The following is a 13,389-nucleotide window of genomic DNA, read 5'->3' as shown; positions in this document are numbered from 1 at the left end:
CAACTGTGATCTGAATCACGCTGGTAACCCGGTGCGGCAGGTGTGGAGAGCTCAGGACATATCCTGCGCCATTCGCGCAAAGCGTCCTGCCGCTCGCCATGGAACTAGCAAGGCACATCAACGGGCCGGCGGGCGCGATCTCAGGGCGGTGTTCCAATAGGGCTTGCCCCAATGGACCGCTCCAAACAGCACGCCATGCATGGAAAACGACGGTTTCCCAAGCACTTCAACCTGTTAGGTTGGTGTGTTTGGAAATCAAAATGCCGTGCGGTCCCGGCCCATCCGCACGGATTGAGCGTTATGGAGCCGCCCAGTTCGCGTAAGCGGAGCTATGGGACGAGCCCTGGTTCTCTGGGCGGCGGCACGCGATCATGCCGATCCGCGTCACGGGCGCGCTTGGGCCGCAAGCGGGCTCGCCTGAGTTGCCCTCAGACGCTCGACCAAGTGGCGCCGACCGTCGCGGGTCTCGATCACCACCTCATCCACGTCCCGGAGCATGTGGTGGGTGCCGTACTTGTAGTCGTAGGGCCAGAGCGGATCACGGAAGGCGCCGTATTTCAGGTCCTTGGCCTCGCGCAGGATCAGCCGCAATCGAAGCTGGCCATTCTCTCGCGCCCGGATCAGGTGCTTCTCGGCCGCCAGCGTCGCCTTGTAGGTCTCGCGCAGGAAGTCATCGGGCGTGACCTCGCGCCAAGGTGGAAGAGCGTCAGCTTGCTTGACCGTCCGAGACCGCCCCATGGAAGGAAGCTAAAGCGCAGCCCTCCAGCGGCAAGCCTACCGAAGGGGTATCCCGCGAGCGCGCTGGGCCGCGGACTGGGCGTTATGGAATGGAAAACGCCCCTCCGAATGGAACCGGGCGCGGTAGATATAGCGTAAAGCGCCGTTTTAACCCAGTGCGGACACTCGCAGTCCAAGTTCAAGCAAGGTATCCAGAGATACCATCCCACAACAACTTCAGCGCCGTGATGATCAATAGTCCGTAACAAGCCTGATACAACTGACGTTGGTCTAGCCTTCCGTGAAGCCGCCAACCAAGCCATACCCCAGTGGGAATGGCGAGCGCGCAAATCACCATCAATATCAGGATATTGCCCGATGGCCTCACCAACATCAGCCAAGGCACCGCCTTTATCAAATTGCCCACGGTGAAGAATAGGCTCGTCGTACCTGCATAGACTTCCTTGCTCAAGCCGAGTGGCAGGAGATACATCGCCAGAGGCGGCCCTCCCGAATGAGCTACCATGGTGGTAACGCCCGATGCGAGGCCGGCTGTGACCGCCTTCGGCGCCGAACGCGGACGGATCGTCACCTTCGCACCTCCGACAAACCAGAGGCCAACGAAGATCAGCGTAATCGCCGCCATTACGATCGCTATGGCGCGGTGGTCCAGGACACGGAATAGCAGGTAGCCGAACCCAATCCCGATCACTAGGCCCGGCAACAGCAGCATGAGGTCCGGCTTGGACCAAGTCGAGGGCTTCCAGTATCGCAATGCGAACAGGTCCATCGCGACGAACAATGGCGCCAGCAGGCCACCGGCCGTCACCGGATCCATCACGATCGACAACAGCGGAATGCCCACGATGGCGAACCCGCCTCCGAACGCACCCTTCATGAAGCAGATCAGGAAGACACCAGCAAAGGCGACAACGATCGTTGCGGCAGTCAACTCCATGCGGCGGTCCTCCCGTCACCGCGGGGCGGCGCCTGATAGGGTAGGCGGCCCTACCGAGGTTAACCCGATCCGCCTGCCGTCGTCCGGTGTACATGCCTGACTGAGCACTTGCCGGCACGTACATAGACGGACCGAAGCCGCGTCCCAGACCTATGCGCTCCTGGCTTGCCTGCGTGCGCTCGGCATCGAAAACCGCGGCCAGCGTAGGACGAGATCATCAGTCCCCTGCGCGTCGTTCCAATAGGGCTTGCCCCAGTGGAACGTTCCAAACGGCGCAACGCGCCATGCCAGGAAAACGACGGTTTTCCAGGCACTTAATCCTGTTAGGTTTGTGTGTCTGGAAATCAAAATGCCGCGCGATCCCGGCTCGTTCGCAGGTTGGGCGTTATGGAGCGCGGTACCGCTGTTCAGACCCGCGCCAGTTCCGGCTGGATGCCATGCTCGCATGCCCAGATCGCGGCCTGCGTGCGGTTCCGCGTCCCCAGTTTGCGCATGATCGCCTTGACGTGCACCTTCACCGTCGCCTCGGCCAGATCGTACTTGCGGGCGATCAGCTTGTTGGAGGTACCTTCCGCCAGACTGCGCAGCACGTCGAGTTCGCGGCCTGAGAGCGGATGGCGGGGCGGCGCACCTGTGCCGCTCTGCCCCGTCGGGTCCTCGCCGACCAGGATGGGCTGCTGGTCTGCGGATGCAGGGCTAGAGGTGCTCGGCGGCGCAAAGAGCCAAGAGAACAGACTGGCGGATTGGACCGTCATGCCCGACATGAGCACCTCGAGGACGCTGAGCAGCGCCTCGCGGCTGATCGCATAATCGAGCACCGCCTGGGCGGAGAGGCAGAGGTCCCGCGGCAAGCTCTCCGGTGCTGCGGCGCGCCCGAAGATGACAAGCTTCGCCTCTGGATACGTGGCTTGCAGCCTGCGAAGTGCCTCGAACCCGGATGCATCCTCGGGCGCTGCGAGGATGAGGGCGGGACGGACCTGATCCTCTGCAGGAGGAAGGGCCTCGCTTGTCGCTGCGGACGCGCTCGTGACCCGAAAGCGTGATCCGCTGAGGAGGGCGGCCATGCCCTCTTGCACAAAGGGGCTCGATGCGAGCACGGCGACGGCAACATCCACGTCACAGACCATCTGGGCACCCCTTACTTGTGGGCAGAACGCGAAGAACCAAAATACTATGATGATCCATTTCGAGGCTTACTGCCCCAGATCTGGACACCAGCAACCCCGTTTGGGCAACCAGTGCGAAGATAGGGCCAAGATTTATTGCTTACCCTCGTTAAGGATAATTTCTGCTGAAGTTGCCGCAAATCTACGGCGTTCGCTTCTTAGCTGAAGCAAGTTCCTCTCGGGCGGTCCCGAGCTCGGCAACTTACTATGCAGGGATCCTATGTGTTCGTTGCAGGGGCCAAAACAGCGGCGACCAGACGTGTTCCTTTCCGCTCACGCCTGCGGGGCGGGGAACAGGCAGCAGCCGGTCAGCTGCATAGTTTCGTCGGCTGCCTCAGGCTGGAACAGCTCTCCCGGCGTTCGGTTGGCGAGAGAGGAACCCCACAGACGGGGCGTCCAAATTTCAGCAACGGGAGTTGAAGATGAACGCCAGGGATCTGCGCACGCCGCTCATGGCCATGGCTCTCCTTCTCGGCGGCGCCAGCTTTGCTCTTGCTCAAGGTGGCGGCGCCGGAGGGGCCGGTGGCGGTGCAGGCGGAGCCGGCGGTGCAGGAACGAGCGGAAGCGGTGGCTCCATGGGAGCCGGCAAGGGCGGTAGCAGCAACATGGGAGCTGGCGGCAACCAGCCGGGCACGGCCTCTCAGTCGAGGACGGGCGCCGGCGCTGCCGGGTCGGCGGGCACCTCGTCTGGCGGCTCGTCAACCGGCGCTCCCGCGACGACGCATGGCGGAAGCCCGGGGCGCTGACCCAGCTGTCAGGGGCCTGTTCTCACGCGCGAGGCCGCGGAATTCGCATAATGCGCCCGGCTTCCTTCGCGTAAGGGGAATTATGGAGCAGCCAGCCTACCGCCCCCTGCGCCACCCGCCCGACCAATCCGGATAGGTCGCGGCACGCTTGTCCAGCGCGCAGGGAAGCGTTGGGTTCGGTCAGTGGGCGAGCCAGGTCAGCGCGGCCACGAACCATCCCAGCACGATCAGCGCCCCGCTCACCGTAAAGGCGGGTCCTGACCAAGGCCGAGAGAAACGAACCGGGCTCATCGGGCCTCCAACCGTGCCGTGAGGATGACCTTGTTTAGAGCCGCCCTCTTAAGCGTTTGGCTCGCGTCAGGGTCTCTCAGCGTCTTAGCCACGAAGGGGTGCACGCGCAGGAAGCCGGTCAAGTTCAACGTGTAGGCCATGCCGACGGGCAAGAGGCGGGTGGATGGCGCGACCGCAGCCGCATCGACGGCCGCGGCTACGTCCTCTTGAGAGATCAGCCCCTGCCCCAGCAGTTCATTGACGGTCTGGTTTGTCGCCATGCCAGCCAAGCTAGGGCGCGGCTCTGGGCCGTGCAGGGCCGATGACCGGCTATTCTGAGCCCAGTCGGCGCTGTCTCATCCCTTGAACGCCCAGATCGGCACGCCAACGCCGCAGCCGGGCACACGGCAGGACGATCCGGTATGGCTCTCAGCAAAGCTTCGCCAACATAGTGGGACATCGATCTGCGGGAAGAATGCCTGCCAGAAAGCATTTCTAAAGATAGATTTTAGAAAAATACACATATTATAATTGTATTTTGTCTATATTATGCACTATTACTTGCGCAAATAATGAAAAAATTTCATTTGTCTGTGATGTATATCACATACTTACACTTATATTTCGCTTTTTAATTCTTCGACTGCTGAAATTCTGAAAAGAGTAGCTGTCTAGCGGCCGGGCCTGGATTATTCTCGCCCACATTTTTCTCTGTCGATGCAGGACAGTCTTATGGCAGGAATTTAAATAGCTTAGTTAAGGACAAAATCATGTCTACTTGGAATGGCACTAACACAAATGACATCCATTACTTTGGGGTCTTCTCGGGGATTTTCTCCGTCCCTGATATAGATGAGAACGACTTGGGCTACGGCTCGGGAGGCGACGACATCATCGCCGGTAACAAGTACAACGACAAGCTCTACGGCGGTGACGGCAAAGACGAACTCTACGGCGGTAGTGACGACGACCTCCTGTACGGTGGCGACGGCAATGACCTTGTCGACGGCGATGATGGCAACGACGTACTCCTCGGCGACGCTGGCTTCGACCTTATTTTGGGCGATGACGGCAATGACACCGTGTTCGGCGGGGATGGCGACGACTTTCTTACCGGCGACAACGGTGATGACGCGCTCTTCGCTGGAAACGACGACGACATTCTCACCGGTAACGACGGCAACGATAAGCTCTATGGCGAGAGCGGGAAGGATGATCTCTACGGCGGCACGGGCGAGGACACGCTGGACGGCGGTGCTGATGACGACTACCTCGAGGGCGAGGCCGGCAACGACCTTGTTATCGGCGGCGACGGCAGCGACTTTGCCTACGGCAATGATGGCAACGACACGCTCTATGGCGGCGACGGCTTTGATTATCTTGAGGGCGATGGCTTTGGCACGCTCGTCGCCGGCAACGACACGCTCTATGGCGGCGTCGGCGGTGACACTCTCAACGGCAATGAGGGTGACGACACGCTCTATGGGGGCGACGGCAATGATTGGCTGAAGGGTGGCTCAGGTACCGATGCGCTCTACGGCGGCGACGGCGCTGACACCTTCTACTTCGACAAGGGCGACACTGGCGAGTACCCCAATCTGGGAATTCTGATCAGCCAAACTGGCAGCCTTAACAACTTCATAGATACTGGTCAAACATATCTGAAACCGATGTACAATCAGGCCGACACAATCTACGACTTCAGCGAAGCCGACCAGATCGCCCTAAAGGGCCCGTACAGCTACGCCGGCGACACCGCCACGCCTGGCGAAGGGCAGTACGGCATCTGGCAGAAGGGCACTGACTGGATCGTGACCTACAACTCGGCCACCGACAACGGATTCCACGACATTGTGGTCAAGGGCGACGATCCACACGGCAACATTTTCTTCAAATGAGACGAAGCCGCTCCAACCGGAACCGCGCGGTGCTCCCGCCGGGTCTGCCTAGCGGGATACCCGTTTCCATAACTCGACTTACGCGAAGGGAGGCGTGCTGATTATGCGACATCTGCGGATGCGCGTGACTGGACGTGTCGCCGGCCGGAGCCACCTTGCTCGACTAGCCGGCCGCACATAAGAACTGTCCACGGTATCTACCTCGCAGATTGTCTGAGAATTTTAGACTTAAATTATAACTTTAGCCGATTATTTGATACTAACCGCTGAGTAAAAGCATGGATTCGAATAGAATTGTAATATTCGGCTATACTTTTTCACTTCGTTAAACACCGCACTCCAACGGCATGTCACTGCCATCGAGTTCAAATGGAGGCCCCCATGGGTCGCTCTACTCCCTATGCCCACCTTCGGGCAGCAGTTCTGGCCGCCGTCTCATTGGCCGCCTCCGTTGCCCCAACCCGTGCCGACATCCTCTCTACCGTTGTAACGGAGGCGGGCGAACGGATCGCTGTAGACTTCCAGCCTCCTCCCGGCTGGGTGCGCGTCAAAAGTGGCTACATTTATCAGGGAGCTGCGGCTGGGCCTTCTGCCGAGGTATGCAGACTTGGCATGCTAGGCGCGTCCCAGGTAAGCCCCTCCAAGTTTAAGGCGGACCACCTTAAACTCATGTGGGCCAGACTATGGGCAAACAACGCGCCGTCAAGTTTCGGGCAAGTACTGAAAAGGGATGAGCGCAGCCCTGGCGGCGACCGCGGGTGGACATTTCACGTCATCTCTTATCCGAACGGCACAGCACGCGGGTATTACATCATAGAATACTCTGGATCTGTCTCAGTAGTTTGGCAGCAATCTTTTGTAGAGTGCGACAATGCTTCGAGGTATACGCTCTCCGCTATAAGTGCCGCTTTGATGAATATCAAATTTGATAACGGGGCCGGCTCAACCTGCACAGAAGCCATGCGGGCGTATATAGAGGCCCAGAGAAGGCTGTGCATCTCGACCGACCCTATACAGCACGCGATATGCCTGAGCCGCCTTCGCACGTGTTAGGAGCTCAGCTTTTATCAAATACAGCGGCATTTGTATCCATGCAGTTCTTACCTTATGGCTGATGTACTAGCAAAAATGGAGTTAAGCTATGAGTTCTTGGCTTGGAACCAGTGGACCCGATGTTCATATATTCGGACAATTCGACCTGGACGGAAACGACGAGGGGTACGGGCTGGCAGGAGACGATACAATCTTCGGCAACAACGGTAATGACTTACTTTATGGCGGGGACGGCGACGATAAGCTATACGGTGGCGCGAACGATGACTGGCTCGTTGGCTCGGCTGGGAATGATCACCTGTACGGCGGCGACGGTATCGACTTGCTCTATGGCGGCGGAGACAGCGATACCCTTGAGGGTGGTGCCGGCAACGACACTCTTTTCGGCGAAGATGGCAGCGACTCCCTCAGTGGCAGTGCCGGCAACGACATTCTCTGGGGCGGAGGCGGCGGCGACTACCTGAATGGAGGTGCCGGCAACGACACACTCTACGGCCAAGACGGCAACGACTACCTCAAGGGCGGCGACGGCGTCGACGGGCTCGACGGCGGCGACGGTGATGACATCCTCTACGGCGGTGCCGGTGTCCTCGACAGCCTTTTTGGCGGTAACGGCAACGACATCCTCTGGGGCGATAACGGTCCTTCGGAAGATCTCGGCGTTTACGCCCATGACGTTCTCTTTGGCGATAACGGCAACGACATCCTCCACGGAGAGAACGGCTACGACATCCTGTATGGCGGCGACGGCAACGATGCCCTTTACGGTGGAGACGTCTTCGACGACCTGTACGGCGGCAAGGGCGTCGACAGCCTCTATGGCGGTGACGGTGTCGATAGCTTCTACTTCGACACGGCCGATACCGGCGACGTCTATGCCGGCAAGGCCGACACCATCAACGACTTCACTGATTCCGACCTGATTTTCCTGAAGGGCTCGTACAGCTACGACGCGAGCGGCACCTCGGCTCCCGGCGAGGGCTCCTACAGCATCTGGCAGAAGGACGGCAACTTTGTCGTCACCTACAACTCCACGACAGATGACGGCTGGCACGACATCGTGGTCAAGGGCGGCGACCCGCACGGCGACATCTCCTTCTACTGATGCGCGTGCCGCGCTCCCGGCGAACCGACACTCCCGTTGGGTTCATTCAGAGCGTCAGGCCCTTTGCTTGTGTAAAATCTTGCCCGGAATTTGAGCGTTTATCGTTCTTTGGAAAGATTGAGATCTCTACTATCCTTCAAAGTTGAAGAGGTGCGCTATGTCGCTTTATGGTAAGGCTCTCTACGTGCCCCTAGGTGACGAAATAACCGGCGAAATCTGGTACGGAGGCCCAGGGGACGACGATAAGACTTTTTCCTCGAGCGCCGGCAAAGGCGACGATGTCGCTTATGGCGAGGACGGCAACGACAGCATCTACAGCGGGAACGGCAACGACGCCCTCTACGGTGGGGATGGCGAAGACGTGCTCTTCGGCGAGGACGGCAATGATACCCTTTATGGCGACGCTGGCCACGATGTGCTCAATGGCGGGAACGGAGACGACCAACTCTACGGTGGAGACGGCGACGACTACATCTACGGTCTCGACGGTAACGACACGCTCTACGGCGACGCTGGCAACGACCTCCTCGTTGGCTGGACCGGCAATGACATTTTGTACGGAGGCGCGGGCGTCGACTCGCTCTACGGCCTTGGCGGGGCCGACTCTTTCTACTTCGACACGGCCGATACCGGCGACGTCTATGCCGGCAAGGCCGACACCATCAACGACTTCAGCGATGCGGACCAGATCTTCCTGAAGGGCTCGTACAGCTACGACGCGAGCGGCACCTCGGCTCCCGGTGAAGGCCAGTACAGCATCTGGCAGAAGGACGGCAACTTCGTCGTCACCTACAACTCGCCCACCGACAAGGGCTACCACGACATCGTGGTCAAGTATGGCGATCCCCACGGCGACATCTCCTTCTACTGAGACGAAGCCGGTCCGACCGGAACCGCGCGACGCTCCCGTTAGGCTCGTGCACGGCATCAGACCGTGGTGCGGTTTGGGCGCCGATTGGCGTGTTAAGCGCCTGATCCAAAAGGAAATGGATGGCTCCCCTTCTGGATGCTGATCACAGCAAAAGATTAGATCAACGCTAGTCGGCATGTCAGCAATGCCGGCATGAAAGTATTTCATAGTAACAGTTTGCATGGAGATTTAATATGTCCTTCGGACTTGGTTCGATCCACAATTATTGGTTCGGCACCCCTGGTGATGATTCCCATAACTTTGGCCTCTTTCCCGCCCCCTCAGCTCCCTGGTTGAGTACCAACGACGATGTTGGCTGGGGATTTGATGGCAACGATAAAATGTGGGGCTCATTTGGCAACGACGAGCTCTACGGGGGCGCCGGTGACGACAGCCTCTATGGGGAAGACGACAATGACATTCTCTACGGCGGAGATGGTTTTGATTCTCTCGACGGAGGATCAGGCAACGACACCTTGCATGGCGATAACGGCGCCGACTTTATGTTTGGCGGAGTTGGCAACGACAGCCTGTACGGTGGCGAAGGTTCTGACAACCTCAGCGGAGGCAACGGCAACGACGTGCTAGCGGGCGGCGGCGACGGCGACATGCTCTTCGGTGATATCGGCAACGACGATCTCTATGGCGAGGACGGTCAAGACGAGCTCTACGGCGGGTGGGGCATAGACGAGCTCTACGGCGGGAACGGCGAAGACAAGCTCTATGGTGGAGATGGCGACGACGGCTTTTTCGGTGGCCTCTATGGCGGCAGCGGCAACGACTGGCTCTACGGCGACGCCGGTAACGACTACCTCTATGGCGATGCCGACGACGACATTCTGGCTGGCGGCGAAGGCTCCGACGTCTTCTATGGCGGTGACGGTGACGACCTCATCTATGGCGGCGACGGTCAGGACATGATCTTCGGCGGCGCGAACTCCGACATAATTTACGGCGGAGATGGCAATGATATTCTCATCGGGCAGAAGGGCGTCGATGGTCTCATCGGCCTGGCCGGTGCCGATAATTTTAACTTCGCCACAGGCGACACTGGTGCCCTTGCTGCCGGCGAAGCCGACATCATCCTCGACTTTGACGACTCGGAGGGAGATAAAATCGGCCTGGGCGGTGAGTACAGCTTCGCTGGCGACACCTCCGCACCCGCTGATGGCCAGTTTGGCATATGGCAGAATGGGACCGATTGGGTCGTGACCTACAATTCGCCCGCTGACAGCGGCTTCCATGACATCATCGTGATGGGAGGCGACCCGCACGGCGACGTTGATAGCATAGTCGCACCGGTGATTAATCAAGGGATCCAGTGGGGATGGTTCTGAGCTGGGCCCAAGTTGCCAGGGCCTGATGAGAGCGGCCTCGAAGCGTGGGCCCTTGAAGTCGCCCTGGGCTTGGCGCTTCAGCTTAAGGACGACAGCGTGGAGGATCATGGGCCGGCTCCGAGCGGAGGCGGCAAGCTGGGCAGGGATGGCGGATCTCACCCAGTCGCGCACCTTGCTGGCGGATCTGCCCGTTCCAATAGGGCTTTCCCCAGTGGGCGGTTCCAAACGGCGCAAAATGCCATGTAAGGGAAACGACGGAAAACCTTCCACGCCGATTGCGTCCTGCCCGGTGCCCTGGCGCCTCGGCTGCCCGCGTCAGGAAACCCTGTTAGGAAATCAATTGTCTGGAAAACGCCTGTGACCGGACATTCCTCACGCGCGCCGTGAAGGGCTGCATCGGGTCCACGCTGTGTGAAAACGCAGGCGTGTTCCGAAATCGTAAAACAATCCTCTACGTGGCAGACATTCAAGCCTGCAGGATGGCCGTTCTGATGCCGTCAGGATGCCTATTTCGGCGCTGCCCAGGGTGTTCGAGGGGAGATCCTTCTACCGCTCTTGCGTTTTCACACAGCCTCGGTCGTTTCGGGGCATTCATCTGAGCGGCGCAGAATGTCCGCTTCACCGCCTTGCCCGCTCCGAAGCGGACCGGCAGCTTTCGTGAAGAGTTTTGGGCGCCGTGAGGCGTACGAAAGTCTCCGAAGAAGGAACCCGCGGGGGCCGAGGCGCTCAGCTATGGGGATTGGTCGTTTCGACCTGATGGCGGGGAGCCTCGCGGCGGCCAACGCTTGACCTTGTCCTGGCTCGCACGTGCTGGCTGGGACCGATCCGTTGGCCTGTCACGATCGAATGGGACGCCGACGAGGGGGCCATACCCTGGCGTGGGTGGCCGACGGTGGCGTCGGCCGGAGCAGGCGCACAACGATCCACGACCTGCGGTGTGATACTCGCAGCAGGCGACGGGGCTCACAGAGGGCCGGATCACGTGGCCCTCATCCGGGCTGGAGCCGAGGCAGTCGGCGGACCCCGTGGCTGCCGGAAGCGGCCGAAGATCTCGACGATCGTCATGTGCCCGCCGCAGCACGGGCACGGTGCGAGCCGGTCGGGCGGCGAAGGCTCCGGCGAAGTGACCGGCGAGGCGGCCAGCAGGTCGCGGATGTGGGCGAGGTTGGCGCGGCGGATGGCGCTGGCGAGCAGGCCGTAATGGCGGATGCGGTGAAAGCCCTTGGGCAGGACGTGCAGGAGGAAGCGCCGGATGAACTCGCCCGTGGCCAGCGTCAGGACGCCGTAGCGTCCGGGCCCGTCACGGCGATAGTCCTTGACGCGGAAGGTGACGCCGGCCGCGTCGAAGCCGACGAGCCGCCGGTTCGAGATGGCGACGCGGTGGGTGTAGCGCGACAGATAGGCGAGCACCGCCGCGGGGCCGGCAAACGGCGGTTTGGCGTAGACGACCCAGCGCTTTGCCCGGACCGGCGCGAGGTGGCGCCGGAAGGTGCCGCGCTCGGCCAGGGGCGTCAGGCCGCCGAAGAAGACGAGCCGTCCGGCCTCGTGCAGCGCGATGAGCCCTGCGAGGAACAGGCGGCGGAACAGCTTGGCGAGGACGCGCACCGGCAGAAGGAAGCCGGACCGGGCCGAGATCCAGCGGGTGCCGTCGCGCGAGAGGCCGCCGCCGGGCACGATCATATGGACGTGCGGATGGTGGGTCATCGCCGAGCCCCAGGTGTGGAGGACGGCGGTCAGCCCGATGCGGGCACCGAGATGCTTCGGGTCAGCGGCGATGGTCAGCATCGTCGCGGACGCCGCCCGGAACAGCAGGTCATAGACGGTGGCCTTGTTCTGGAAGGCGATCTGCGCGACCTCGGCCGGGAGGGTGAACACGACGTGGAAGTAGCCGACCGGGAGGAGGTCGGCCTCGCGTGCGGCCAGCCACGTGCGGGCCGCCGCCCCCTGGCACTTGGGGCAGTGCCGGTCGCGACAGGAGTTGTAGGCGATGCGCGCGTGGCCGCAGCCGTCGCAGGCCTCGACGTGCCCGCCCAGCGCGGCGGTACGGCAGGCCTCGATCGCCGCCATGACCTTGCGCTGGTGCAGGCTCAGATGCCCGGCCCGGGCCGCCCGGTAGGCCGGCCCAGCGGCGCGGAAGACGTCGGCGACCTCCAGCACGGAGGCCGACCGCACGCGTCAGCCCCCGGCCGCGCTTTCCCCGGCCTCGAATAGTCCGAGCCGATCGAGGGGGCTGGTCACGGTGCGCACCGTGCGGGTGGCGACCTTGGTGTAGAAGGCGGTGTTGTCGAGCTTGGCGTGGCCGAGCAGGACCTGGATCACGCGGATATCGGTGCCGTCCTCCAGGAGGTGGGTGGCGAAGCTGTGGCGCAGGGTATGCGGACCGACGCGCTTGGCGATGCCGGCAGCCTGTGCAGCCTCGACGACCACCCGGTGGAGCTGTCGGGTGCTGATCGGCCTGAGGACGTGCTGGCCGGGGAACAGCCAGCCGCCGCCCTGCATCACGCCCTGCTGGCGGCCAGCCCGCCACCACTGGCGCAGCAGGATCAGCAGATCCACCGAGAGCATGGCGTTGCGGTACCGGCCGCCCTTGCCCTGTTCGACCCGGATCAGCATGCGCGCGCTGTCGATGTCTGTGACCTTCAGCGCCGCGACCTCGGCCACGCGCAGGCCGGCGCCGTACGCCACGGCCAGGGCCGCCTGGTGCTTGAGACAGGTCGTGGCGGCGAGCAGGCGGCCCACCTCCTCGCGGCTGAGCACCACGGGCAGCTTGCGCGGATAGGCCAGACGGACGAGCCGGCGCGCCAGATCCGGGCGGTCGAGGGTGTGGGTGAAGAAGAAGCGCAGGGCCGAGACGATGGCGTTGAGGGTCGGCACCGGCACGCCGGCCTCGCGCTGTTCGACCTGGAAGCGGCGCAGGTCCTCCGCGGTGGCCGTGTCGAGGTGGCGTCCGAGGAAGGTTGCCAGACGACCGACATCGCGCAGGTAGTTGCGCTGGGTCTCGTGGGAGAACCGGCGCAGGTTCATCTCCTCGATCAGGCGTTGGCGCAGCGGGCTGATCGCAGGGGCGGGAAGCAGGTCGAGCATCGTGGGGCTCCTCGGATGAAGGAGCCGCGATGCTCGGCCCGCCGCCGACAGGCCTCAAAACGATGCGCGACGGTCCGAACGCTACCGCGCCCTCACCACCTGAGCCCTCCCGCGCAGCGGGTTCGTTCTTCGGCCACCATCAGTC

Annotated in this window: 10 protein-coding genes; 4 read left to right on the top strand and 6 right to left on the bottom strand. The window is 61.6% G+C overall.

The genetic code is table 11. The features are described from left to right. Positions 1-384: 384 nt before the first annotated feature. The 4 genes from WDW90_RS11015 to WDW90_RS11000 all read right to left on the bottom strand — a co-directional run bounded on the left by WDW90_RS11015 (position 385) and on the right by WDW90_RS11000 (position 4,138). Positions 385-738, bottom strand: coding sequence for a hypothetical protein (locus WDW90_RS11015; RefSeq protein ID WP_336487426.1), 354 nt, complete (start codon positions 736-738; stop codon positions 385-387). A 178-nt stretch (positions 739-916) separates the two neighbouring features. Then, a complete protein-coding gene (locus WDW90_RS11010) occupies positions 917-1,675 on the bottom strand; it encodes a sulfite exporter TauE/SafE family protein (RefSeq protein ID WP_336487425.1) in 759 nt (252 codons plus the stop codon). A 407-nt stretch (positions 1,676-2,082) separates the two neighbouring features. Then, positions 2,083-2,739, bottom strand: coding sequence for a LuxR C-terminal-related transcriptional regulator (locus WDW90_RS11005; protein ID WP_336487424.1), 657 nt, complete (start codon positions 2,737-2,739; stop codon positions 2,083-2,085). Positions 2,740-3,874: 1,135 nt separating this feature from the next. Beyond that, a complete protein-coding gene (locus WDW90_RS11000; protein ID WP_336487423.1) occupies positions 3,875-4,138 on the bottom strand; it encodes a hypothetical protein in 264 nt (87 codons plus the stop codon). A gap of 489 nt (positions 4,139-4,627) precedes the next feature. Between WDW90_RS11000 and WDW90_RS10995 the strand changes: the two genes are divergently transcribed. The 4 genes from WDW90_RS10995 (at position 4,628) to WDW90_RS10980 (ending at position 10,160) form a co-directional block, all read left to right on the top strand. After that, on the top strand, positions 4,628-5,755 hold the full coding sequence (locus WDW90_RS10995; protein ID WP_336487422.1) for a calcium-binding protein: 1,128 nt from the start codon (positions 4,628-4,630) through the stop codon (positions 5,753-5,755). Positions 5,756-6,896: 1,141 nt separating this feature from the next. Further along, positions 6,897-7,913: a calcium-binding protein gene (locus WDW90_RS10990; protein ID WP_336487421.1), complete on the top strand. Its 1,017-nt coding sequence runs from the start codon at positions 6,897-6,899 to the stop codon at positions 7,911-7,913. 157 nt (positions 7,914-8,070) lie between these two features. After that, entirely contained in the window at positions 8,071-8,784 is a 714-nt protein-coding gene (locus WDW90_RS10985) for a calcium-binding protein (protein WP_336487420.1), read from the top strand. Positions 8,785-9,017: 233 nt separating this feature from the next. Continuing rightward, positions 9,018-10,160, top strand: coding sequence for a calcium-binding protein (locus WDW90_RS10980; protein ID WP_336487419.1), 1,143 nt, complete (start codon positions 9,018-9,020; stop codon positions 10,158-10,160). A gap of 978 nt (positions 10,161-11,138) precedes the next feature. Here the strand turns inward: WDW90_RS10980 and WDW90_RS10970 are convergent. Together WDW90_RS10970 and WDW90_RS10965 are read right to left on the bottom strand one after the other, a co-directional pair. After that, positions 11,139-12,332 (bottom strand): IS91 family transposase, encoded by a 1,194-nt coding sequence (locus tag WDW90_RS10970; RefSeq protein WP_336487418.1) that lies wholly within the window; start codon positions 12,330-12,332, stop codon positions 11,139-11,141. Positions 12,333-12,335: 3 nt separating this feature from the next. Further along, the gene (locus WDW90_RS10965; RefSeq protein ID WP_336487417.1) at positions 12,336-13,244 is read right to left on the bottom strand and encodes a tyrosine-type recombinase/integrase; all 909 of its coding nucleotides are present in this window, start codon (positions 13,242-13,244) and stop codon (positions 12,336-12,338) included. Between the last annotated feature and the right edge of the window lie 145 nt (positions 13,245-13,389).

It is taken from the genome of Methylobacterium nigriterrae (assembly GCF_037106235.1).
GTDB classification, from domain to species: Bacteria; Pseudomonadota; Alphaproteobacteria; order Rhizobiales; family Beijerinckiaceae; genus Methylobacterium; species Methylobacterium nigriterrae.
This window is presented reverse-complemented; position numbering and strand designations above follow the sequence as displayed.

Bases quoted from the DNA above. Each gene is read 5' to 3' on its own strand.
- WDW90_RS11015 (WP_336487426.1), bottom strand. From the start codon at position 738: ATGGGGCGGTCTCGGACGGTCAAGCAAGCTGACGCTCTTCCACCTTGG.
- WDW90_RS11010 (WP_336487425.1), bottom strand. From the start codon at position 1,675: ATGGAGTTGACTGCCGCAACGATCGTTGTCGCCTTTGCTGGTGTCTTC.
- WDW90_RS11005 (WP_336487424.1), bottom strand. From the start codon at position 2,739: ATGGCCGCCCTCCTCAGCGGATCACGCTTTCGGGTCACGAGCGCGTCC.
- WDW90_RS11000 (WP_336487423.1), bottom strand. From the start codon at position 4,138: ATGGCGACAAACCAGACCGTCAATGAACTGCTGGGGCAGGGGCTGATC.
- WDW90_RS10995 (WP_336487422.1), top strand. From the start codon at position 4,628: ATGTCTACTTGGAATGGCACTAACACAAATGACATCCATTACTTTGGG.
- WDW90_RS10990 (WP_336487421.1), top strand. From the start codon at position 6,897: ATGAGTTCTTGGCTTGGAACCAGTGGACCCGATGTTCATATATTCGGA.
- WDW90_RS10985 (WP_336487420.1), top strand. From the start codon at position 8,071: ATGTCGCTTTATGGTAAGGCTCTCTACGTGCCCCTAGGTGACGAAATA.
- WDW90_RS10980 (WP_336487419.1), top strand. From the start codon at position 9,018: ATGTCCTTCGGACTTGGTTCGATCCACAATTATTGGTTCGGCACCCCT.
- WDW90_RS10965 (WP_336487417.1), bottom strand. From the start codon at position 13,244: ATGCTCGACCTGCTTCCCGCCCCTGCGATCAGCCCGCTGCGCCAACGC.